Origin of the sequence: Herbaspirillum frisingense GSF30, from assembly GCF_000300975.2 — a bacterium.
In the GTDB taxonomy this organism is placed as follows: domain Bacteria; phylum Pseudomonadota; class Gammaproteobacteria; order Burkholderiales; family Burkholderiaceae_D; genus Herbaspirillum; species Herbaspirillum frisingense.
Window position 1 is genome coordinate 1 of record NZ_AEEC02000027.1, and the last position, 20,129, is coordinate 20,129.

Annotated in this window: 27 protein-coding genes; 20 read left to right on the forward strand and 7 right to left on the reverse strand. The window is 62.6% G+C overall.

Features of this window, described 5'->3' with window-relative positions; translation table 11 throughout:
- The 3 genes from HFRIS_RS17215 to HFRIS_RS17225 form a co-directional block, all read left to right on the forward strand.
- Nucleotides 1-370: ABC transporter permease subunit (locus HFRIS_RS17215; RefSeq protein WP_039876222.1), on the forward strand; the 370-nt coding region annotated here is incomplete at its 5' end.
- A gap of 15 nt (nt 371-385) precedes the next feature.
- Nucleotides 386-1,153, forward strand: a complete 768-nt coding sequence (locus HFRIS_RS17220) for an ABC transporter ATP-binding protein (RefSeq protein WP_006464705.1) — start codon at nt 386-388, stop codon at nt 1,151-1,153.
- 179 nt (nt 1,154-1,332) lie between these two features.
- Nucleotides 1,333-2,058: an ABC transporter ATP-binding protein gene (locus HFRIS_RS17225; protein ID WP_006464706.1), complete on the forward strand. Its 726-nt coding sequence runs from the start codon at nt 1,333-1,335 to the stop codon at nt 2,056-2,058.
- 153 nt (nt 2,059-2,211) lie between these two features.
- On the opposite strand, the gene HFRIS_RS17230 is transcribed toward HFRIS_RS17225, so the two are convergent.
- Nucleotides 2,212-2,676, reverse strand: coding sequence for a PA2169 family four-helix-bundle protein (locus HFRIS_RS17230; RefSeq protein WP_006464707.1), 465 nt, complete (start codon nt 2,674-2,676; stop codon nt 2,212-2,214).
- Nucleotides 2,677-2,756: 80 nt separating this feature from the next.
- Nucleotides 2,757-2,933 carry a hypothetical protein gene (locus tag HFRIS_RS25610; protein WP_167331829.1) on the reverse strand — a complete coding sequence of 59 codons (177 nt, stop codon included), beginning with the start codon at nt 2,931-2,933 and terminating at the stop codon, nt 2,757-2,759.
- Nucleotides 2,934-3,309: 376 nt separating this feature from the next.
- On the opposite strand from HFRIS_RS25610, the gene HFRIS_RS17235 reads away from it, so the two are divergent.
- From HFRIS_RS17235 to HFRIS_RS17295, 13 genes are all read left to right on the forward strand, one after another.
- A complete protein-coding gene (locus HFRIS_RS17235) occupies nt 3,310-3,507 on the forward strand; it encodes a CsbD family protein (RefSeq protein ID WP_006464708.1) in 198 nt (65 codons plus the stop codon).
- 51 nt (nt 3,508-3,558) lie between these two features.
- The gene (locus tag HFRIS_RS17240) at nt 3,559-3,783 is read left to right on the forward strand and encodes a hypothetical protein (RefSeq protein WP_039876224.1); all 225 of its coding nucleotides are present in this window, start codon (nt 3,559-3,561) and stop codon (nt 3,781-3,783) included.
- A 430-nt stretch (nt 3,784-4,213) separates the two neighbouring features.
- On the forward strand, nt 4,214-4,528 hold the full coding sequence (locus HFRIS_RS17245; protein ID WP_006464710.1) for an ElaB/YgaM/YqjD family protein: 315 nt from the start codon (nt 4,214-4,216) through the stop codon (nt 4,526-4,528).
- Between the two features lie 119 nt (nt 4,529-4,647).
- Nucleotides 4,648-5,214, forward strand: a complete 567-nt coding sequence (locus tag HFRIS_RS17250; protein ID WP_006464711.1) for a ferritin-like domain-containing protein — start codon at nt 4,648-4,650, stop codon at nt 5,212-5,214.
- Nucleotides 5,215-5,327: 113 nt separating this feature from the next.
- Nucleotides 5,328-5,540 (forward strand): CsbD family protein, encoded by a 213-nt coding sequence (locus HFRIS_RS17255; RefSeq protein WP_006464712.1) that lies wholly within the window; start codon nt 5,328-5,330, stop codon nt 5,538-5,540.
- Between the two features lie 188 nt (nt 5,541-5,728).
- The gene (locus HFRIS_RS17260) at nt 5,729-6,106 is read left to right on the forward strand and encodes a hypothetical protein (RefSeq protein WP_006464713.1); all 378 of its coding nucleotides are present in this window, start codon (nt 5,729-5,731) and stop codon (nt 6,104-6,106) included.
- Between the two features lie 146 nt (nt 6,107-6,252).
- The gene (locus HFRIS_RS17265) at nt 6,253-6,582 is read left to right on the forward strand and encodes a BON domain-containing protein (protein ID WP_006464714.1); all 330 of its coding nucleotides are present in this window, start codon (nt 6,253-6,255) and stop codon (nt 6,580-6,582) included.
- Nucleotides 6,583-6,901: 319 nt separating this feature from the next.
- On the forward strand, nt 6,902-7,531 hold the full coding sequence (locus HFRIS_RS17270; protein WP_006464715.1) for a response regulator: 630 nt from the start codon (nt 6,902-6,904) through the stop codon (nt 7,529-7,531).
- Nucleotides 7,532-7,629: 98 nt separating this feature from the next.
- A complete protein-coding gene (locus tag HFRIS_RS17275) occupies nt 7,630-8,124 on the forward strand; it encodes a response regulator (RefSeq protein ID WP_006464716.1) in 495 nt (164 codons plus the stop codon).
- Nucleotides 8,125-8,326: 202 nt separating this feature from the next.
- Nucleotides 8,327-10,360, forward strand: a complete 2,034-nt coding sequence (locus tag HFRIS_RS17280) for a PAS domain-containing sensor histidine kinase (RefSeq protein ID WP_006464717.1) — start codon at nt 8,327-8,329, stop codon at nt 10,358-10,360.
- Between the two features lie 299 nt (nt 10,361-10,659).
- On the forward strand, nt 10,660-10,830 hold the full coding sequence (locus HFRIS_RS17285) for a CsbD family protein (protein ID WP_006464718.1): 171 nt from the start codon (nt 10,660-10,662) through the stop codon (nt 10,828-10,830).
- A 155-nt stretch (nt 10,831-10,985) separates the two neighbouring features.
- A complete protein-coding gene (locus tag HFRIS_RS17290; RefSeq protein ID WP_152486718.1) occupies nt 10,986-11,420 on the forward strand; it encodes a hypothetical protein in 435 nt (144 codons plus the stop codon).
- Nucleotides 11,421-11,476: 56 nt separating this feature from the next.
- Nucleotides 11,477-11,692, forward strand: coding sequence for a glycine zipper 2TM domain-containing protein (locus HFRIS_RS17295; RefSeq protein WP_006464720.1), 216 nt, complete (start codon nt 11,477-11,479; stop codon nt 11,690-11,692).
- 176 nt (nt 11,693-11,868) lie between these two features.
- Here HFRIS_RS17295 and HFRIS_RS17300 read toward each other — a convergent pair whose 3' ends face one another.
- A complete protein-coding gene (locus HFRIS_RS17300) occupies nt 11,869-12,204 on the reverse strand; it encodes a hypothetical protein (protein WP_006464721.1) in 336 nt (111 codons plus the stop codon).
- A gap of 247 nt (nt 12,205-12,451) precedes the next feature.
- A complete protein-coding gene (locus HFRIS_RS24965) occupies nt 12,452-12,610 on the reverse strand; it encodes a DUF3309 family protein (RefSeq protein ID WP_006464722.1) in 159 nt (52 codons plus the stop codon).
- A gap of 589 nt (nt 12,611-13,199) precedes the next feature.
- Between HFRIS_RS24965 and HFRIS_RS17310 the strand changes: the two genes are divergently transcribed.
- The 4 genes from HFRIS_RS17310 (at nt 13,200) to HFRIS_RS17325 (ending at nt 17,149) form a co-directional block, all read left to right on the forward strand.
- Entirely contained in the window at nt 13,200-14,510 is a 1,311-nt protein-coding gene (locus HFRIS_RS17310) for a CmpA/NrtA family ABC transporter substrate-binding protein (protein ID WP_413445175.1), read from the forward strand.
- 76 nt (nt 14,511-14,586) lie between these two features.
- Nucleotides 14,587-15,516, forward strand: coding sequence for a nitrate ABC transporter permease (gene ntrB / locus HFRIS_RS17315; protein ID WP_039876227.1), 930 nt, complete (start codon nt 14,587-14,589; stop codon nt 15,514-15,516).
- Between the two features lie 17 nt (nt 15,517-15,533).
- On the forward strand, nt 15,534-16,346 hold the full coding sequence (locus HFRIS_RS17320) for an ABC transporter ATP-binding protein (RefSeq protein ID WP_006464725.1): 813 nt from the start codon (nt 15,534-15,536) through the stop codon (nt 16,344-16,346).
- A gap of 113 nt (nt 16,347-16,459) precedes the next feature.
- Complete coding sequence (locus tag HFRIS_RS17325) at nt 16,460-17,149, forward strand: methyl-accepting chemotaxis protein (protein ID WP_006464726.1); 690 nt, start codon at nt 16,460-16,462, stop codon at nt 17,147-17,149.
- Nucleotides 17,150-17,186: 37 nt separating this feature from the next.
- Here HFRIS_RS17325 and HFRIS_RS17330 read toward each other — a convergent pair whose 3' ends face one another.
- The 3 genes from HFRIS_RS17330 to HFRIS_RS17340 are packed head-to-tail and all read right to left on the reverse strand — an operon-like array spanning nt 17,187 to nt 20,046.
- Nucleotides 17,187-17,564: a DUF423 domain-containing protein gene (locus HFRIS_RS17330; RefSeq protein ID WP_006464727.1), complete on the reverse strand. Its 378-nt coding sequence runs from the start codon at nt 17,562-17,564 to the stop codon at nt 17,187-17,189.
- A gap of 28 nt (nt 17,565-17,592) precedes the next feature.
- Nucleotides 17,593-18,051: a hypothetical protein gene (locus HFRIS_RS17335; RefSeq protein WP_006464728.1), complete on the reverse strand. Its 459-nt coding sequence runs from the start codon at nt 18,049-18,051 to the stop codon at nt 17,593-17,595.
- Nucleotides 18,052-18,099: 48 nt separating this feature from the next.
- Entirely contained in the window at nt 18,100-20,046 is a 1,947-nt protein-coding gene (locus HFRIS_RS17340) for an FUSC family protein (protein WP_006464729.1), read from the reverse strand.
- Nucleotides 20,047-20,129 lie beyond the last annotated feature (83 nt).

The following is a 20,129-nucleotide window of genomic DNA, read 5'->3' on the forward strand; positions in this document are numbered from 1 at the left end:
TGTGGCCGGTGCCATGTTCGGCGCCTTCCAGGGTTTCGTCTCGCCGGAATCCTTCTCCCTGACCGAATCCATTGCCGTGCTGGCCATGGTGGTGCTGGGCGGCATCGGCCACATCCCCGGCGTGGTGCTGGGTGGCGTGATCCTGGCCGCGCTGCCGGAAGTGCTGCGCCACGTGGTGGAGCCGCTGCAGATGGCCATTTTCGGCCGTGTCTGGATCGATGCCGAAGTGCTGCGTCAGCTGCTCTACGGCCTGGCCATGGTGGTCATCATGCTGACCCGCCCGGCTGGCCTGTGGCCCTCGCCGCGCCATGAAGACCGTCCCGAAGTGGACCATACCAAAGTCGGCACGACCGGCGAAGTCAAAGCCTAAGCTGGAGCACAGAACATGACACAGACACTGCTCAAGATCCGCGACGTCAGCAAGCGTTTCGGCGGCCTGCAAGCCCTGAACGGCGTGGGCATCACCATCGAGCGCGGCCAGATCTATGGCCTGATCGGCCCCAACGGCGCCGGCAAGACCACCTTCTTCAACGTCATCACGGGCCTGTATCAACCGGACACCGGCAGCTTCGAGCTGGACGGCAAGCCCTATAGCCCCAGCGCCCCGCACGAAGTGGCCAAGGCCGGCATCGCCCGCACCTTCCAGAACATCCGCCTCTTTGGCGAGATGACCGTGCTGGAAAACGTGATGGTCGGTTGCCACGTGCGCACCAAGCAGAACGTGTTTGGTGCGGTCTTCCGCCACAAGGCAGCCCGTGACGAAGAAGCGGCGATCCGCGCCAAGTCGCAGCAACTGCTGGACTTCGTGGGCATCGGCCAGTTCGCCAAGCGCACCGCGCGTCACCTGTCGTATGGTGACCAGCGTCGCCTGGAAATCGCCCGTGCCCTGGCCACCGACCCGCAACTGCTGGCGCTGGACGAACCGGCAGCCGGCATGAACGCCACCGAGAAACTGGGCCTGCGCGAGCTGCTGGTGAAGATCCAGGCCGATGGCCGGACCATCCTGCTGATCGAACACGATGTGAAGCTGATGATGGGCCTGTGCAACCGCATCACGGTGCTGGACTACGGCAAGCCGATTGCCGAGGGCGTACCGGCCGACGTACAGAAGAACCCGGCGGTGATCGAAGCCTACCTGGGCGCGGGACATTAACTAATGGCGGCCTCGAAATCGGTTGCGCAGCCACTTGCCGTTCGTCCTGAGTAGCGGCGCAGCCGCGTATCGAAGGGGCGCAGGCGCGTCTTCGATACGGCCATGAATGGCCTACTCAGCCCGAACGGTAGTGGATTGATTTCAGTACAGCCTCCAAGCAGCTAGCGAGAGCACAAAACATGACAACGAACATCCTCAAAGTCGAACAACTGAGCGTGGCCTATGGCGGCATCCAGGCCGTCAAGGGTATTGCGCTGGAAGTCAACGAAGGCGAACTGGTGACCCTGATCGGTGCCAACGGCGCCGGCAAGACCACTACCTTGAAAGCCATCACCGGCACGCTACCCAGCAGCAAGGTAGATGGCCACGTGTATTACATGGGCAATCCGCTGAAGGGCAAGAAATCCTTCGAGCTGGTCAAGGACAAGCTGGCGATGGTGCCGGAAGGGCGGGGCGTCTTCACGCGCATGAGCATCCAGGAAAACCTGCTGATGGGTGCCTACACCAGCAATGACAAGGGCCAGATCCAGGCCGACATCGACCGCTGGTTCGAGGTCTTCCCGCGATTGAAGGAACGGGCGGCGCAGATGGCCGGTACCTTGTCGGGTGGCGAACAGCAGATGCTGGCCATGGCACGCGCGCTGATGAGCCACCCCAAGCTGCTGTTGCTGGACGAGCCCTCGATGGGCCTGTCGCCGATCATGGTGGAGAAGATCTTTGAAGTGATCCGCAATGTGTCGGCCCAGGGCATCACCATCCTGCTGGTGGAACAGAACGCCAAGCTGGCGCTGGAGGCGGCGCATCGCGGTTACGTGATGGAGTCCGGCCTGATCACCATGGAAGGCGAGGCCAAGCAGATGCTGGATGATCCACGGGTCAAGGCGGCTTACCTGGGTGAGGGTTGATCATTGGCATTCGTGACGATGCGATAGATGATTGACTGCGTCCTCCATGAGATGCAGGTAACGTTGACGAAAAAAAGCGCAGCCTGGCTGCGCTTTTTTTTCGTCCATCCGCTCGGCATGCCGATGACACGGCAGTGACGGCCGGGTGCGGTATCAGGCCGCCTTGCGTGCTTTCACCTGATTGCGCAGGCTGCGCACCTTGTCGTGATTGGCCAGCACACCTTGATACTGGCGCTCCACGATCAGGCGGATATCGGTAGGCAGGTCTTCACTCAAGGCCTTGCGGTAGGCGTTGACGGCGGCATCCTCGCCGCGTTCGCATTCGTCCAGGATGCTCTCGTCATCGCGCCCGGTGATGGCGCTCTTCAGATTCACCCACTGGCGATGCAGGGTGCCGCCCAGCGTGCTGTGGCTGGCCGGTTCACCGCCCAACCGGCGTACCAGGTCCTGCAGGTCCAGCGCCGTCTGCGCACATTCGGTGGCGCGCACCATGAAGGTGTCCTTGTAGGGGATGTAGCGTTCCTGTGCGTCGTCGGCACAGGCGCGGAAACCCTTTTCGCCGTCGATGGAAATCTGGATCAGGTCATTGAGCGTGGAAATCAGGTGTTCGTTGGTCATGTTGCTCTCCTTTCTCGCTTGCTTTACGCCAATCGACACCGGCCCGCAGCCCGCAGGCGGCGCTGCCGGTATAGATGGGGTCAGTGGACGAACAGATAGATCAGCACCAGCAGGAAAGCCGGAACGCCACACAGCCATGCCAGGAAATACTTGCCCATGATGTTCTCCTTCTTGTTTATCGGATTCAGTTGGGTGGACGCCGCTCCCGATGCGGGAAGCCTGGGAGCCTGGGAGTCGGCGCTGCTTTTCGATTGCATGCTGTCATCCTATGAGCCCACTCCGGTGATTTCCATCGGACGGCGGCGCAAGCGCATGTAGGAAACAGCCCTGCTTTCCCTTCCGCAAGCATCCCGGCAAAAATCCGCTCGCCAGCCTCTATCCGGAATATGCCGGAATGCCGCAATCCCAATGCCGACAAGACTTTGCGCTTTGTCCTACAAGACAATCGGCAGGCGTCCTATAGAGCCCGACAGTAGGGCCTCGCTATCATTTTTCCCCATGTTGTACAGGTTTCCCGGCGTAACAGGGCAAGGCCTGATGGCCTGGCCCGGCCGATGATCCGCAGGCCCGGATGATCCGGGTCCGGATCAAAGATGTGATCCCCCGACCACCCTGACCACGAGGAGACGCACCATGAACAAGAAGACCATCACCGGCCAATTCCAGTTTGCCCTGGGCAAAGTCCAGGAAGGCGTCGGTAGCGTGCTGGGCAATGTGCAGCTGCAACGTGCCGCCCAGCGCCGCCAGATGGATGGTCGCATCATGCACGCGGTCGGCGAGGCGCAGGATCTGATCAAGCGTTCCCTGCGCCAGCGCGCGGGTTCGGTGTGAAGCCTGTGTAAATCAGGCGTCAGCCATCAGCTATTACCTGCGGGAGACGAGATGAGTATTGCCAGAAAATTGTTGTGGGCTGCCGGCATGGCCGGGGTCGCCGTCTGCGCCACCCTGCGTGTACTGGCCCGTGATGCAGCGCGTCGTGACCAGCGCCAGCAGAGCCTGGCACTGCAGCGCTGGGAAGACGAAGGCGGCAGCGCCCGCACCGTGGCCCAACGTGGCCGCCGTGGCGCCGATAACCGCGGCAGCCGCGGTAGCCGTGCCGTGCGGTAGTGCAGCACCCGGGCGCCTGGCTTATTGTCCTACAAGGCAATCGGGCTGGCGCCGATAGCGAGCGCAACAGGGGCTCAGTATCTTGAACCTACTCGCTGACGTGATGAAGGACGTAACGAAAGCAAGCAATGCCGATGCATTGAAAACGGTAAGAAAACCGTAAGTGAAGGCTCACAAGAACTCACAAGCAACGAAGGCGCCGGAGACTGCGTCGCACTATCGCAATCACCAGGAAAGTCGCCGGCACGATGAAGAACAACGGAGGAGGAGATCATGGACAAGCTCGTGCTCGGATGGCTTCTGGGTGTGCCGGTGCTGATGCTGATCGTTCTGCAGTACCTGATGTGAGCAGATTCTGAAGGCGCCAACGACGCTGGCGACGCTATCAGCGCGTGCCATTGAACCCGAAACGAATACATGGAGGGCAAGTATGCAAGCCAACAAATTCAAGACCGTCCGTAGCGATGTGCAATCGCTGCTGCAACAAGCCCAGGACCTGTTCGCCGAAGCGGCCAACACCACCGGCAAGAAGGCCGATGACCTGCGTGCCACCGCCCAGGATCTGCTGGAGCAGGCCCTGAGCACCGCCCAGGATGCACAGGCCGCCGTGGTGGAAACCGGTCGTCAGATCGTCACCAGCACCGATGACTACGTCCAGTCCAATCCGTGGCGTGCCATTGCCATCGGCACCGGTATAGGCCTCCTGGTCGGTCTGGCCGTCGGTCGCTGCGCTGACCACGACTGATTTCCCATTCCGTTGCGATGCCTGCGCGGCATCACGGCTGCAGCCAGGCGCTCCGCATGCGGGATACAGGACAACACCCCCATAGCGAAGTGCATTAGTCAAGAAACCGGAGAAAAGGAATGACCACCATGACCAAGAATCCCCCGAAGACCGACGTCAAGAAAAAAGCCGATTTCCACCTGGACAAGGAAGCCATTCGCGCCGCCGCCAAGAAGATCGATGACGGTGCCGTGACCGAAGGCTATCGCGGCAACCGCGAGGAAGTCGTCGCCATGCTCAACGATGCGCTGGCTACCGAGCTGCTGTGCGTGATGCGCTACAAGCGTCACTACTACACCGCCAAGGGCCTGGAAATCGAGGCCATCAAGGGTGAGTTCCTGCAGCACGCTCAGGAAGAGCAGAGTCACGCTGACCAGATTGCCGAGCGCATCGTGCAGCTCAATGGCGAGCCGGATTTCAACCCGAAGACCATCGCCGAGCGCAGCCATGCGCAGTATGACGAGTCCTCCGATATCAAGGACATGATCCGCGCCAACCTGGTGGAAGAGCGTGTGGCCATCGAGGCCTACCGCCAGATGATCGAGCGCATCGGCGACGATGATCCGACTACCAAGCACATGCTGATCCAGATCATGGCGCAGGAAGAAGAGCACGCCGATGACATGAGCGATCTGCTGGGCCTGTAGATCCGGCAACCGTTGCAAGCATGGGCGCGAGAGCGCAAGCGAGAAGGTAATGAGAACGTAACGAGGGGCCATCCCCCTCGATCTGAACCCCAACCCACAACGAGGAGATCACCATGAACTGGGACATCGTGGAAGGAAACTGGAAGCAATTCAAGGGCAAGGCCAAGGAACAGTGGGGCAAGCTGACCGACGACGACCTCGACGTCATCGCCGGCAAGCGTGACCAACTGGCCGGCCGCGTGCAGGAGGCCTATGGCGTGAGCAAGGACGAAGCCGAGAAGCAGATCCGTGATTTCGAGGATCGCAACAAGGACTGGCGTCAGTAAGCCGCCTGCCTCGAGCAAGCCCGCACCGGAGTTGGAGTGAGTGTGAGTGAGACCGTGAGCAGCAAGCGCAAGTGAAATCGCAGGACCGCAACATCGTAGTACGCAGGCCGCTCACCCGGCCTGCATAAGAATACGGCCCCAGGCCGCAACCCAGGCTATCAAAGCAAACCATGAGGAAGGACAACACAATGAAAAAAATCATCGCAACCATGATCTTCGGCGCTGCCGCCATCGGCATGCACGGCGCAGCCTTCGCAGCTGACCCGGCCGCCGCACAATACAAGGCCGACAAGTCGCGCGCCGATGCCGACTACAAGGCAGCCAAGAAGAAATGCGGTCCTTTGAAGGGTAACGACCAGGACGTGTGCGAGAAGGAAGCCAAGGCCGCCCACGAATCGGCAATCGCTGATGCCAAGGCCAAGCGCAAGGGTAGCGAAGCCGACAAGGATGCGCGCAAGGACAAGAACGATGCCAACTATGACGTCGCCAAGGAAAAGTGCGACGCCGTGAGCGGTGACGCCAAGGACAAGTGCGTGGCCAACGCCAAGGCCAAGTACGGCAAGTAATCCGGGTTCTTCGGCCGTAGGCCGATAAACCATCGATTGACCATCGATTGACCATCGATTGACGATCATGCGGTTTGCGCCCGGTAGATAGTCCGTGGCGCGGCCGCCAGACCAAGCTTATCCCCCAACAACATAGGAGTTTCATCATGTCGCTGACCAAAATGTCCCTGACCAAGCGTTTCCTCGGTTTCTTCCTGGCCCTGTTCATGGTTTCCCTGGTGGGCTGCGCATCCAGCCCGGGCAAGGAAGGTACCGGCGAATACGTCGATGACGCCGTCATCACCACCAAGGTGAAGGCCGCCATCTTCAACGAGCCGAACCTGAAGTCCTCGGAAATCAATGTCGAAACCTACAAGGGCGTGGTCCAGCTGTCCGGTTTCGTCTCCAGCTCCACCTCGGCTGCCCGTGCTACCGAACTGGCCCGTGGCGTCAAGGGTGTGGTCTCGGTGCGTAACGACCTGCGTCTGAAGCAGTAAGGTCGGGAACTTGTGAGCGCGCGACCGGTCTGTTGACCGGTCTGCGCTTGTCCCGCTTAAGGACTTGCTGCTTGCAGAGCGTCTCGGAACGATCCGGTGCGTTCCGCAAGAAGACAGGTCAGGTGCAGTCGGGTATAGTTGGAATCCGTTGCTGCCGGGCATGCGCAAAGCCGGCCAGGGAAGGGCGGCGCGGCGGGAAAGCGGGACCATCCCGCGGACTTGATTACCGCGTAAAACGGCGTAGAACCAGAGTACAACTACAAATCGTACCAAGCAGCGCCCACGGCGCTGGCGTTTCAATTCACTGCTCAAAATTGCCATGACAAAAATACTTGTAGTCGATGACCACGCGGTCGTACGGGCAGGTGTACATCATTTCATTTCGGAAATACCGTCGATGGAAATCGGCGGCGAGGCCAGTACGGCGGAAGAAGCCATCCGTCTGGTGCGGACCCAGGACTGGGACATCGTCCTGCTCGACATCGCAATGCCCGACAAGAGTGGCGTCGAAGTCTTAAAGCAGATCAAGCGGGAAAAGCCGGAGTTGCCGGTGCTCATGCTGTCCATGCATCCAGAGAGCCGCTATGCGGTGCAGGTGCTGCGCAGCGGTGCATCCGGCTACGTGCAGAAGGAGGCGCTGGCCACCGAGCTAGTCAACGCCATCAATACCATCCTGCGCGGTCACAAGTACATCAGCTACGGCGTGGCCGAGCTGCTCACCAGCGAGCCGGTGGATTCCGAAAAGCCGCTGCACGAGACGCTTTCGCAGCGGGAATACGAGATTTTCTACAAGCTGGGTCAAGGGCAGGGCGTGACCCAGATCGCCGACGAGCTGTGCCTGTCGGTAAAGACGGTCAGTACCTATCGTTCGCGCGTGCTGCAGAAGATGAGCATGACCAATAACGCGGACATCATTTATTACGCGATCAAGAACAACCTGATCGACTGAGATCCGGCGACCCGGGCGGTTCCGGCCAGGCAGCACAGGCTGCAGAGGCTGCATGAACCAGACGGGGTCGCAGGCAAGGAAGAGTGGTACATCGCATCATGGACGACATTCTCAACATCAGGCCCCAGCGCGACGGCGACGGGACGATCCTGCGGCTCTTCCTGGTGGAAGATTCGGAGGACGTGCGGGACCTGATTGTCGAGAGTCTGGCCGAAATTGCCGGTGTGCGCCTGGTGGGTTACGCCGAGACCGAACTGGAAGCCCTGCGTCATCTGCAGGAGAGCAGCTATGACGTGCTCATCCTGGACATCCAGTTGAAGCAGGGCAACGGCATGAGCCTGTTGCAGTCGCTGGCGCGCTCCAATACGCGCCGCCAGAGCGAGGTGAAGGTGGTCTTCAGCAATCACGTCAGCCCCACCTATCGGCGCGTGGGCGTGCAATGCGGCGTACAGCACTTCTTCGACAAGTCCTCCGAACTGCCGCTGCTGTGTGACCTGTTGCAGGAATTGGCCAAGCAGAAGGGGGGCAAGTCCGGGCGGACCTCGTCGAACAACAATTCGCCGCAAGGGCCGGCCCAGGCGGGTGGGGTATAAGCAGGATTTTGCTGCATGATTTGTGCAGCCAACGATCGCGGCGCCAGGGCTGTTCGGCGCGACCGCGGTGCACCAGACAACGAGAACCGATCATGGCACGCAGCCTGCCCGGAGTCCGAAAGACCCTGACGCAGGCTTGATGTCCGAAACGTACGGACAGCGCGGACAGCACGGATCGCACAAGAACGAGGGATTCCCGACGATGCAGAAGAACCAAGACGGACTTCGTCCGTCCTCCGCCGACATCCAGAACAGCGCATCGGTCGAGTATTTCGCGGCATCGCACGCCAATTACAGCGGCATGGTGACGCTGGCCATGGGCCTGTCCATGGCCGTGATCCTGCTGGGCATCGTGGTCCTGCTGACCGGTTTCCTGGGTGAGGAGTACCGGCGACTGCTGTCAGGCCTGCTGGCCGTGCGCGAACTCACGGCCGGTGGTTTCATCGTGGGCGCCCTGGCGCTGTACCTCAATTGCATGAATTCTGCGGTGCGCCGCCCGCTGCTGCGGCGCATCGCCGTCGGGCTGGCCGTGCTGCTGCTGGTCGGCGGGCTGGCATCGCTGGCGCACGGTGTCATGTACGCGCTGGGCTGGCTGCCGCTGGAGGGCGCCGACACGATTTCGCCACTGGCGATCCCGCCCTTGCTGTCGCTGGGCTTTGTGCTCATGGCGACCGCCTTGCTGCTGCATGACTGGCGCCTGCTAGGCGGCTACTATCCGGCCGAATACCTGGCCTTTGCCCTGATCGCGCTGTCCGCCATTCCGCTGGTCGGTTATCTGTACGACGTCAGCCAGTTCATCTATCTCGATTTCCCGCTGCCGGTGTCGTTGCTCTCGGCGCTGGTGTTCGCACTGCTGGGGGCGGCCTTGCTCATGGCACGCCCGGCACATGCCCTGATGGCGGTGATCATGCGCATCGCGCCGGGCGGCCAGATGTTGCGCCATCTGTTGCCGCAGACGCTGTTCCTGCTGCTGGCCTTCAGCCTGTTGCTGAACTGGGGCATGACGCATGGCTGGATCGTGCCGGAGCTGGTCTTGCCGACGCTGACCCTGATCAATGGCGCGATCGTGCTCTTCATCTTCTGGGGCTCGGCCAGTCGGCTGGATAGCGAATATGGCGAGCGTACCCGCAATGCCCAGAAACTGGCCGAGACCAGCGCCTTGTTGAACGCCGTGAGCGAAAGCACCAGCGACCCGATCTTCGTGAAGAATCGCCAGGGCCTGATGATCTTCGCCAACCCGGCTACCCTGCATAAGCTCGGCAAGACCTGGGAAGAGGCCATGTACCGCTCCAGCCGCGAACTCTTCCTGGTGCAGGAAGAGGCCGATACGGTGGACCGCGATGACCGTCGTGTCATGGCCTCGGGCAAGCCCGAGAAGCTGGAACAGACCCTGCATTTGCCCGAGGGCGTGGTCACCTTCCAGACCGCCAAGGTGCCCTGGTTCGGCAAGGATGGCAGCGTGCAGGGCGTCATCGGCATCAGCACCGACATCACCGAGCGCAAGCAGGCCGAGGATGAACTGCGCCAGCGCGAGAGCCAGCTGGAAAAGACCGTGATCCAGCGTACCGCCCTGCTGCGCGAACTGACCAATCACCTGGAAACCGTGCGCGAAGAAGAGAAGCGCGCTATCGCCCGCGAGCTGCACGACAACATGGGCGCCTCCCTGACCGCCCTGTCGATGCACCTGGAAGGGGTCTACCAGATCCTGCCGCCGGATGAAAAATGGGCCGACCGCAAGACCCGCATGCAGGGCCTGATGAAGTCGCTGGTGGCCACCACCCGACGCATCCAGACTGAACTGCGGCCCAATACCCTGGACCTGTTCGGTCTGAAGGCAGCGATCTCGGAACAGCTCGACGAACTGCACGAGCGCACCGGCATCGCCTGCCACGCCAGCCTGCCGGACGAAGACGTGGATGTGGGCCACGAGATGGAGATTGCCATCTACCGCATGCTGCAGGAGATGCTCAACAACGTCACCAAACATGCCAAGGCCAGCAAGGTGGATGTGATCCTCGATATCGACGAAGACCACGTGGCCCTGACCGTGCGCGACGATGGCGTGGGCATTCCCGAAGAGCGGCGCGACAATCACAAGACCTATGGTCTGCGCGGCCTGCGCGAGCGGGCTACCTTCTTCGGCGGCGAGGTCGATATCCGCTCCACGCCGGGCAAGGGGGCCTTTATCAGCATCAGCCTGCCGATCCGTCCCGAGTTGGCGCCCAGCGAGGCCTGAGCGGCGCAAACCGAGTCCTTTCCCGCACATCCATCACCCTTCCGAAAGCCGCCCCCAGGGCGGCTTTCTGCGTTTTTGTGAGGATTTTTCGGCACCGCTTTTCCTGCACGGTTTTTCGTTTTTTCCTACGCGCGAAAGGGCGACTCTCTTATGGGCCTGGCGCAGGCTCATCGATACCATGGAGTCATCGTCGCAGTCTGACCCAAAGGGTGGACCAGGCGGCGGTGCCGGCAAGCAGGCAGGAATGTCCTGACGTTGCAGCCGGGACCTATCAGGCAATCAACCACAAAGGAGCCATCATGAACAAGGATCAAGTCAAGGGTAGCTTGAAGGAAGTGGCAGGCAAGGTGCAAGAGAAGACCGGTGAACTGACTGGCAATACCAGCCAGCAGGTCAAGGGCGCTGCCAAGCAGGTGGAAGGCAATGTCCAGAAGTCCTATGGCGACGCCAAGGAAGCTGCAAAGAACTAAGTGAAGTGGGCGCGCCGTCGCCGTGAATGCCGCCCGGGTTCTGAGGAGCCCAAGACATTTGCGGTGGCCGGCGGGATGGCAGTGTAGGAATCTTCCTACGCCAGAATCGGAAACGGCTGATTTTGTGATGCAGCAATTTCCGCGACCATGTCGTCATGGTGCTGGTAGAGCCGGGAAATGGAAAAGAGTTCTCGGGTTGCCGCATGAAATTTTTGCTCACCGCCAAGAAGGGACCCCTGAAAGGGCAGACCATGAAAAAAACAGTCGGTATTTGCATGCTGGTAGCCGTTTCGGCTCTTGCCTCCTCCGCTTATGCAGCACCCCGTCAGGCTGATGACAGCGCAGCGCGCTGGTCGGCCTCCACGATGGATCGTCACATGCCGGTCGATGCGACCCGCCTGCAGAAGGCAGGTCAAAAGAAGTTCCGGTACATGGACATGGCCGAAGGCCGTCGTTCCAGGTTCATGCGCGAAGCTGTCCTGCTCTATGGGCAAGAGGCTGGTGTGTACACCCCGGACGTCGCCCGCGAAGCCGCCAAGGCTGCGCCGCAAGCTCCGGCTGCGCGCGTGATCATGCGTCCGATGACCTGATGCCCTTTCGGTAATCCGTTCGTTGGACTCTATTCGACAATGAGGAAGGAGTAGTCATGAAAACAATTCAAAAACTGGCAGTGACTTCGGTAGCCATCTTTGCCTTTTCCGCGATGACCGGCTGCAGCAACATGTCCGCGCGCGACAAGAACACAGCCATCGGTGCAGGCGCCGGTGCGGTGGGCGGTGCGGTGCTCACCGGTGGTAGCGCCATCGGTACCGTCGGCGGTGCCGCCGTGGGTGGCGTGATCGGTAACCAGGTGGGCAAGTAAGCCGGGCTGACCAGGTTGTCAGCTACAGCGTGCAGGCTATCGAGGCCTGCGCTCAAGGAATGCATCAAACGCCGTAACGATGGCCATCGTTACGGCGTTTTCCATTGGTGGCTTGCACTTGGGGCCGGCGCAGGGGTACCCCCTGCAGCCAGGCAGCAGGCTAAACCGGCATTGGCTCAGGAGGCCGGCTTGGCGCCTGTCGCCTTGTAGTCGTCATAGATGCGGCGGGCGCGCGCCGCATCGTCCTTGCGGGCTGCGGCGGCTTCCTTGCGGCAGGTGCTGGCCTGCTTGCCACGCTGTGCCTTGCAGTCGGCCAATGCCTCGGCGTAGGCAGCGGCGGTCTCCTGGTTGAGATTGCGCAGCCGTTCCTTGGGAGTGTCGGCGTTCTGATACCAGCGGGCTGGATCGCCATTGGCCAGCTTGTCCTCGCCGGCGTGGCTGGATGCGGCCGTCAGCATGGACAACGCGGCCAGGCAAACGGGCAGGGAGGATGCGAGGAATTTGTTCTTCATCTGTTATAGGCCTCATCACGCAAACGCGAAAACTTCATGGGGATGGGCCATCTGCCGTGCCCGCAGCGTATAACAAGCCAGCTGGACACAAGGCAAACGGCGCGGTCGGTGACAGGGCACCGACCGCGCCGTGTTCCCTTCCGCAGGCCGATGGTATCAGGCTTGCATCCGGGAGGGGAGGGTCGCGGGGAAAGCGTCAGGGGCGCTGGCAGCAGGGCGGATTCAACCGCATTGCTGCCGCCCCGTCTTATATCTTCCCGAGCAGCAACAGGATCAGCAGGATGATGACGATGGTGCCGGCGATACCGCTGGGACCATAGCCCCAACCGCGGCTGTGCGGCCAGGCCGGGATCACGCCGAGCAGGATCAGGATCAGGACGATGAGCAGGATGGTGCCGAGGGTCATGGAGTTTCTCCTTTGTTATTGAATTCGTTCTTGCCCGCCAGGGTGCAAGCGCCGGGTCGTTCGTTGTTGCTCGTTGTTGCTCGTTATTGCTTGATGTTGCTCGTTGATGCTGAGCCATCATAGGCCCGGCCCCCCTGTCCCCGCGATCAGCGCCCGTCGCAATATGCTGTAGGAAAACCCGGCAATGCCGGGTAGGCGGGCGCCTCGGTCCGTCCCCAGCGGAGGACCCAATGGGCCGCTGATCACTCCGCCTTGCCGCCAACTTGGTGCAAAGCACAAATGAAGTGCGGCCCGAGCTCATGTTGACGGTGCGCGAACCCCCTCGCCGGACCGGTCTTGAGTCTTGGTCAGGGCGCCGTCAGTGCAGGCCGGGTGCGGCTTTGCGGGCGATTATCATGCGCTGGCACAGTCTTTGCTGAATTGACGACATAGCGCAGACAGTGCGCAACAGATGTGAAGGTGTGACCAACGGCGGTCGCATCGTCCCGGACAAAGGCGTCTTCCGACATGGTCATCCATGACGGGACACGCCTTTTTTTTGTTGATGGCTTTCGTCAATGTCAATTCGCAACGCAAGGGGAAGGGTGCTATGGAATTCAACGCTCAGGCGGACCAGGCAGGCAAGCTCGCAGATATCGAACCGGCCACGCCGGCAGGGACGGTCGACATGGTGGACGGCAAGCGCCGCAAGCTGATACAGGGTGCAGGCCTGGCGGCCGGGACCGGCATGCTGGGACTGACCAGCGGCGGCGCCTGGGCCGCCGGTTCGGACAAACCGGAAAAGGAAGAGGTCAAGATCGGCTTCATTCCCCTGACCGACTGCGCTTCGGTGGTGATGGCCTCGGTGCTGGGCTTCGACAAGAAGTACGGCATCAAGATCGTCCCCAGCAAGGAAGCCTCCTGGGCCGGCGTGCGCGACAAGCTGACCAATGGCGAGCTGGATGCGGCGCACGTGCTCTATGGCCTGATCTACGGCGTGCAGATGGGCATCGGCGGGCAGAAGAAGGACATGGCCGTGCTCATGGGCCTGAACCACAACGGCCAGGCCATCACGCTATCCAAGAAGCTGGCCGACAAGGGCGCCGTCGATGGCGCTTCGCTGGCCAAGCTGATGCAGACCGACAAGCGCGAATACACCTTTGCCCAGACCTTCCCCACCGGCACCCACGCCATGTGGCTGTATTACTGGCTGGCCGCCAACGGCATCCATCCGATGAAGGATGCCAAGGTGATCACCGTGCCGCCGCCGCAGATGGTGGCCAATATGCGGGTGGGCAACATGGACGGCTTCTGCGTGGGCGAGCCCTGGGGCCATCGCGCCATCGTCGACGGCGTGGGCATCACCGCCATCACCACCCAGGACATCTGGAAGGACCACCCGGAAAAGGTGCTGGGTACCTCGCTGGAGTTCGTCCAGAAATACCCAAACACCTGCCGCGCCATGATGGCCGCCATCCTGGACGCCAGCAAATGGATCGACGCCTCGCTGGCCAACAAGAACAAGATGGCCGAGGTCATCGCCGACAAGTCCTATGTCAACACCAGCAAGGACGTGATCGACCAGCGCATCCTGGGCCGCTACCAGAACGGACTGGGCAAGACCTGGGACGACCCCAACTACATGAAGTTCTACGACGAAGGCCAGGTCAACTTCCCCTTCCTGTCGGACGGCATGTGGTTCATGACCCAGCATCGCCGCTGGGGCCTGCTCAAGAGCGATCCGGACTACCTTGCCGTGGCCAAGTCGGTGAACCAGATCGATCTCTACAAGGAGGCTGCCGCCATGACCAAGACGCCCCTGCCCAAGGAAGTCATGCGCAGCTCCAAACTGGTCGATGGCGTGGTCTGGGACGGCAAGAATCCGGCTGCCTATGCGCAGTCGTTCAAGATCAAGGTGTAAGCCTCGGCGGCCAGCGCTGGCAGTGCAGCCAAAGCGCTGGCCGTCACAGTGAAGTGTCATCAGCAAGGGGAAAGCGATGAGTGCAGTCATGGAAAACATCATGGGCGATAACGCCAAGCCCGCCGGCAACAGCCAGGTTGCAGCAGTGGCTGCGGCCAGCCAGGCGCAGCCGGCATCGGTGGCACCTGCCACCACGACCAGGGTACGCAGCGCCAGGAAGCGCCTGGCCGCAGGCGGGCTGTTCATGCGGGTGGTGCCGCCGGTCCTGGGCGTGGCGCTGCTGGTACTGGTGTGGCAGATCATTGCGCTGAAGACCGCAAGTTTCCCCACGCCATGGGTCACCCTGAAGGAGGCCGGCGTGATGTTTTCCGATCCCTTCTATCGCAACAGCCCCAATGACCAGGGCATAGGCTGGAACGTGCTGGCCTCGCTGCAGCGGGTCGGCATGGGCTTCGGCCTGGCGGCGCTGGCGGGCATCCCGCTGGGGTTTGCCATCGGCCGGGTGGAATTCCTCTCGCGCATGTTCGGCCCCATCATCAGCCTGCTGCGCCCGGTTTCGCCACTGGCCTGGCTGCCCATCGGGCTGCTGGTATTCAAGTCGGCCAATCCGGCGGCGATCTGGTCGATCTTCATCTGCTCGATCTGGCCGATGATCATCAACACCGCCGTGGGCGTGCAGCGGGTGCCGCAGGATTACATGAACGTGGCGCGCGTGCTGAACCTGTCGGAGTGGAAGGTGCTGACCAAGATCCTGTTCCCCTCGGTATTGCCCTACATGCTGACGGGCGTGCGCCTGTCCATCGGCACCGCCTGGCTGGTCATCGTGGCCGCCGAGATGCTGACCGGCGGCGTGGGCATCGGCTTCTGGGTCTGGGACGAATGGAACAACCTGAACGTGCCGCACATCATCATCGCCATCGTCGTCATCGGGGTGGTGGGGCTGGTGCTGGAGCAATTGCTGGTGGCTCTGGCCAAGGCCTTTACCTATGAACAGGTCAACAACTGAACAGGCGGGAGCACATCATGGATAACATCAACGGCAAATTCATCGACATCCACGGCGTGGAGATGGTGTTCCATACCAGAAAGGGTGACTTCCACGCGCTGCGCGAGATCAACCTGACGGTGGCCAAGGGCGAGTTCATTACCCTGATCGGCCACTCCGGCTGCGGCAAGTCGACCCTGCTCAATCTCATCGCCGGCCTGCTCAAGCCCAGCGACGGCGTGCTTCTGTGCGCCAACCGCGAGATCGGTGGCCCGGCCCCGGAGCGGGCGGTGGTGTTCCAGAACCATTCGCTGCTGCCCTGGCTGACCTGCTATGAAAACATCTACCTGGGCGTGGAACGCGTCTTCGGCGCCAGCGAAAACCGCACGCAACTGCGCGACCGCACCCGCGCCGCGCTGGCGCTGGTGGGTCTGGGCGCGGCCGAGACCAAGCGTCCCAATGAAATCTCCGGCGGCATGAAGCAGCGCGTAGGCATTGCCCGTGCACTGGCGATGGAACCCAAGGTCCTGCTGATGGACGAGCCTTTCGGCGCCCTCGATGCACTGACCCGCGCGCACCTGCAGGATGAACTGCTCAAGATCGTTGCCAAGACCGAATCGACCGTGGTCATGGTGACCCATGACGTGGACGAAGCGGTACTGCTGTCGGATCGCATCGTCATGATGACCAACGGCCCGGCCGCCACCATCGGCGAAGTGCTGGAAGTGAAGCTGGCCCGGCCGCGTGACCGGGTGGCGCTGGCGCAGGACGCGCAGTATGGCCTGTACCGCACTGCGGTGCTGGAATTCCTGTATCGCAAGCAGGCCCATCCGGCACGCGAGGCGGCCTGAGTCGCCCTGGCCTGGAGTCTGGGCTCCGGCCCCGGCCCTCGCGCAGGCGCGCAGATGCTCAGTGTGTTGCGCGCCTGTCCGCTTTTCGTTGCATCGTTGGAAGGAAGCCTGCCATGTCCACCCTGGCCTTGATCGATACCGCACCCGACCGCGAGGCCGAGGATGCATCCACCGTGCCGTTGTCGGGAGAAGTCTTCGGCGCCATGATCAATCTTTCCGGGCGCCGCCGTTTCACCTCACAGCGCCTGGTGCTCTACGCAGTGCTGGCCTCGCAGGGGCAGCAGGGAGCCTGTGCTACCGCCCGCGAGGCGCTGGCCCTGTTCAGCAATGCCCATGCGGCCCTGCTCAAGCGGTCGGGTGATTTGCCCGGGGTGTTCTGCCCCGAGCTGGAAGAGGTCTATTACGGGCGGCCAGCCGGCGACGCCCGCATCACCGCATTTGCCGCACTGGCGCAGCGGACCCTCAACGCCATTGAAGACCGTCTCAAGAGCGGCCCCGAACTGCTGGCGCAACTGGTGCAGGAGACCACGCCGCTGCTGGGCGTGCTCAACGAGATCACGGCGGTCTACGAGGCGCAGTCCAGGAAGCATGCGCGGCTCATGCGCGAGCAGTTGCGCGGGATCATGACCGACATCGAGGTCATCGCCCGCGAAGCCAAGATGGTGGCCTTCAATGCGCGCATCGTGGCGGCCCGTTCGGGGCAGGCGGGCAAGGAATTCTCGGTGGTGGCTGGCGTGCTTTCCAACATCACCGGCGAGATCGATGAACTGGTCAAGGAAGCCCTGAGCGGCGCAGCGGCCTGAGTGGGTTTCAGGGGGCTTCAGCGGGTTTCAGTGGACATCACACTTCGCGCCTGCAGGCGGCCCATGCCACCAGCAACCAGGCGGCCAGGAAGGCCGCCCCACCCAGGGGCGTGATGGCGCCCAGGATGCGCGTTCCCGTCAGCGCCAGCAGGTAGAGGCTGCCGCTGAAGACGACGATGCCGGCCAGCATCAGATTGCCGGCCCAGCGCATTGCCGCACCGGCCATGCGCGGCATGAGCAGGGCGATGGCGATCATGCCCAGCGCGTGCATGACCTGGTAGGTCACGGCGGTATGCCAGATCGCCAGCATCTCTTCCGAAATCATCCGCTTCAGGCCGTGCGCGCCAAAGGCGCCACAGCCGACGGCGATGAACATGTTGATGGCGCCGGCGGCGATCAGGGTGCGTTCTTTCATCGGTGGCTTTCTTCGTATCCGGGGCGGCTCAGTACGGGCGCTGCGACCTGCCCAGCCGATATTCATGACGCAGCACGAACTGTGAGGTGGCAATCAGACCGGATAGCCCCAGGATCAGTTGCGTGAGCGTATCGGGCGGCAGTACCCAGACCGAGCCGGCAGGGGCGGGGACATTGGCGGCTGCGCTGATGACGGGGGCCGCCCAGGCAGCTTCCTCGCTGACATCCAGCAGGATCTGGCCTTCCGGTGTGGTGTGCAGATAGATCTCGCCGCCCAGTTCCAGTGTGAAGCAGATGCCCTGGCCGGCGTTGACGGTGTTCATCTTGTGGCGGAACACCACTGCCTGCAGTTCGCGGTTGTAGGTATCGATCCAGGTTTCCACTTCGTGGACGTTCTGCAGGACGATCCAGCGTCGCGGCGCGGGGATGGAATCGGCACCGGCAACGGCGTCATCCGGGAAGATCGGTTCGGGGGCTTGATCGGACATGTCGGTGGGCAGGGCAGGCAGACTCGGTAAAACCGGAAGTATACCGGATCAGCTCTCCCGCGCCGTGGCCGGGTCCTGCCGGGTGCCTCGATCAAGATGCCAGGCCACCGATGCCTGGCCGGCCAGTTCGCGCACTTCGCGCAGGCGGGCCATCTCGCTGTGGGACAGGCGTTCGCTGTGGCGGCGCAAGCCACCCAGGTCGTGCAGGGCGGTCTCGGCGTCGATGCTGGCCAGCCCGGCCTGGCGCTGCAGGCGACGCAAGGTCGATGGCGGCTGGTGGGCGACTACCGCCTCCAGATAGTCACGATTGGCCTTGAGACCGAGCGCGATGCGTTCGCGCGGCGAGGCGCCCAGTTCGGGCCATAGCGCCAGGGCGGCCAGCAGGGCGACGGCGCTGCCGATCAGGTTGTCCAAGGCCCGGGCCGAGGCGATGCCGACACCAGGTTGCAGCATTTCCGTCACGCAGATGAACAACATGGTCAGGAACACCACGAACACCGTGTAGTTCACCAGCCGCAGGGCGATGGCCAGGCCGGCCAGCATCACCGCCACCAGCGGCAGCACCCAGCTCATGCCGGAAGCCACATGGAGCAGGCTCAGTGCCAATGCACCGCCCAGCAGGCTGCCCAGGATGCGTTCCAGGCAGCGCGTCCAGGTCTGGCGTGCCGCACCTTGCAGTACTACCACCACGGCCATCGTGGCCCAGTAGGGATAGCCAAGCTGGAACACCTGGGCCGCATAGAATACCGCCGCCACACCAGCGGCCTGGCGGGCGCCCTGTTGCAGGCCCCGGCCCAGCCCGGTGCGCCAGGCGGGTTGCAGTGTGGGTGGCACGGCGGCGGCGGGCGACGCATCGGGTTCATCGCTACCGTGCTCGGCCCGGTATTGCGCCCAGGCGGGATCGGACAGCAGCAGCGTGTGGGCCTGCATCAAGGCCGACAGGCAGCCAGTCATCAACGGGTCGGCCAGCTGGCTGGCGCGCCTTATGTCGATGGGGCGGGACTGGTTCGATGGCAGCGGGATCTGTGGCGGCAGCGTCAGCCTCTGGTAGGCGCGCAGCACTACGATACGCGCCACCCTTGCCACGATGCGCCGCTCGGCGGCCGAGCCCAGTTGCTGGATGGCGGCGTGTTCCAGCGCGATCAAGGCGCTGAAGATCATTTCACAGGCCTCCAGCAGGCGCCGATAGGGCTGGGCTCTGTGGCCGGAGGAGCGTTCATGAGGCTGCAGCATCGAGCGCAGCCGTTCCAGGGCCAATCGCACGGCGCGGCGGTGTTCGCCGTGTTCGCTGTGCCATTGCTGTTCCCGATGCTGGCCGTCGCGCGCGGCGAGCAGGTCGCGGCTCATGTCGAGCATGCGCAGCAGCGCCGCCTGCGCGGCCTGGCGCAGGGCCGTGTGTTCGTCGATACGCCAGAAAAGATTGATCAGCAGCCACGCCCAGAGCGCGCCGATCAGGAAAGATGCGGCCTGCAGCGCCGCCAGCGCCGGCGCATGCGGGAAGCCCGCCGCTACCACCGCCACCACCGCCAGCAGCGTCCCCAGCAGCGCTGCGGACTGGATCGCACCGGTCAGCGTGACGCTGAGCAGCACCATCACCGGTGCGGCGAGCAGGGCCGCATGACTGCTCCAGGAGGCGCTCCAGGAACCGATGAATGCCACCGCCGTGCCCGCCACCGCAAAGCCGGCCAGCAGGCGCCGCCGCTGGGTATGCGGCCCCGGGGCATCGCACAGGCAGGTCCAGAAGGCGGCGAACACGGCCCAGGCCAGCCAGTGCTGACCGCTGATCATGGCCGCCGCCAGCGGCAGCGCGATGGCCAGGCAGGCGCGCCAGCCTTCCTCGGCACTGAACTGCTCCTGCAGCAAGGGGAAGGAGCGCAACTCCAGCCGTCGCGCGGCACGACGGGTGAATGCGGCCATCCGGCTGGCAAGCCGGCCATGGCGGTGCGGCAGGGACGGACGGTGAAGGAAGGTGAAGGGCGTACGGGCGGTTTTCATCGGGACTGCATCAACGCGGTGGGACCACTTTGAAAGGATATGAGGAGTTTCTTTCACGAATACTACAGGCGACCTGCATCAAT

What these genes read in the sequence shown, in the direction of transcription:
- HFRIS_RS17320 (WP_006464725.1), top strand. Translation starts at nt 15,534, where the DNA reads ATGGATAACATCAACGGCAAATTCATCGACATCCACGGCGTGGAGATG.
- HFRIS_RS17310 (WP_413445175.1), top strand. Translation starts at nt 13,200, where the DNA reads ATGGAATTCAACGCTCAGGCGGACCAGGCAGGCAAGCTCGCAGATATC.
- ntrB (WP_039876227.1), top strand. Translation starts at nt 14,587, where the DNA reads ATGAGTGCAGTCATGGAAAACATCATGGGCGATAACGCCAAGCCCGCC.
- HFRIS_RS17275 (WP_006464716.1), top strand. Translation starts at nt 7,630, where the DNA reads ATGGACGACATTCTCAACATCAGGCCCCAGCGCGACGGCGACGGGACG.
- HFRIS_RS25610 (WP_167331829.1), bottom strand. Translation starts at nt 2,933, where the DNA reads ATGCAATCGAAAAGCAGCGCCGACTCCCAGGCTCCCAGGCTTCCCGCA.
- HFRIS_RS17265 (WP_006464714.1), top strand. Translation starts at nt 6,253, where the DNA reads ATGTCGCTGACCAAAATGTCCCTGACCAAGCGTTTCCTCGGTTTCTTC.
- HFRIS_RS17220 (WP_006464705.1), top strand. Translation starts at nt 386, where the DNA reads ATGACACAGACACTGCTCAAGATCCGCGACGTCAGCAAGCGTTTCGGC.
- HFRIS_RS24965 (WP_006464722.1), bottom strand. Translation starts at nt 12,610, where the DNA reads ATGACCCTCGGCACCATCCTGCTCATCGTCCTGATCCTGATCCTGCTC.
- HFRIS_RS17280 (WP_006464717.1), top strand. Translation starts at nt 8,327, where the DNA reads ATGCAGAAGAACCAAGACGGACTTCGTCCGTCCTCCGCCGACATCCAG.
- HFRIS_RS17330 (WP_006464727.1), bottom strand. Translation starts at nt 17,564, where the DNA reads ATGAAAGAACGCACCCTGATCGCCGCCGGCGCCATCAACATGTTCATC.
- HFRIS_RS17270 (WP_006464715.1), top strand. Translation starts at nt 6,902, where the DNA reads ATGACAAAAATACTTGTAGTCGATGACCACGCGGTCGTACGGGCAGGT.
- HFRIS_RS17340 (WP_006464729.1), bottom strand. Translation starts at nt 20,046, where the DNA reads ATGAAAACCGCCCGTACGCCCTTCACCTTCCTTCACCGTCCGTCCCTG.
- HFRIS_RS17225 (WP_006464706.1), top strand. Translation starts at nt 1,333, where the DNA reads ATGACAACGAACATCCTCAAAGTCGAACAACTGAGCGTGGCCTATGGC.
- HFRIS_RS17300 (WP_006464721.1), bottom strand. Translation starts at nt 12,204, where the DNA reads ATGAAGAACAAATTCCTCGCATCCTCCCTGCCCGTTTGCCTGGCCGCG.
- HFRIS_RS17230 (WP_006464707.1), bottom strand. Translation starts at nt 2,676, where the DNA reads ATGACCAACGAACACCTGATTTCCACGCTCAATGACCTGATCCAGATT.
- HFRIS_RS17295 (WP_006464720.1), top strand. Translation starts at nt 11,477, where the DNA reads ATGAAAACAATTCAAAAACTGGCAGTGACTTCGGTAGCCATCTTTGCC.
- HFRIS_RS17325 (WP_006464726.1), top strand. Translation starts at nt 16,460, where the DNA reads ATGTCCACCCTGGCCTTGATCGATACCGCACCCGACCGCGAGGCCGAG.
- HFRIS_RS17240 (WP_039876224.1), top strand. Translation starts at nt 3,559, where the DNA reads ATGAGTATTGCCAGAAAATTGTTGTGGGCTGCCGGCATGGCCGGGGTC.
- HFRIS_RS17235 (WP_006464708.1), top strand. Translation starts at nt 3,310, where the DNA reads ATGAACAAGAAGACCATCACCGGCCAATTCCAGTTTGCCCTGGGCAAA.
- HFRIS_RS17290 (WP_152486718.1), top strand. Translation starts at nt 10,986, where the DNA reads ATGGTGCTGGTAGAGCCGGGAAATGGAAAAGAGTTCTCGGGTTGCCGC.
- HFRIS_RS17285 (WP_006464718.1), top strand. Translation starts at nt 10,660, where the DNA reads ATGAACAAGGATCAAGTCAAGGGTAGCTTGAAGGAAGTGGCAGGCAAG.
- HFRIS_RS17245 (WP_006464710.1), top strand. Translation starts at nt 4,214, where the DNA reads ATGCAAGCCAACAAATTCAAGACCGTCCGTAGCGATGTGCAATCGCTG.
- HFRIS_RS17250 (WP_006464711.1), top strand. Translation starts at nt 4,648, where the DNA reads ATGACCACCATGACCAAGAATCCCCCGAAGACCGACGTCAAGAAAAAA.
- HFRIS_RS17335 (WP_006464728.1), bottom strand. Translation starts at nt 18,051, where the DNA reads ATGTCCGATCAAGCCCCCGAACCGATCTTCCCGGATGACGCCGTTGCC.
- HFRIS_RS17255 (WP_006464712.1), top strand. Translation starts at nt 5,328, where the DNA reads ATGAACTGGGACATCGTGGAAGGAAACTGGAAGCAATTCAAGGGCAAG.
- HFRIS_RS17260 (WP_006464713.1), top strand. Translation starts at nt 5,729, where the DNA reads ATGAAAAAAATCATCGCAACCATGATCTTCGGCGCTGCCGCCATCGGC.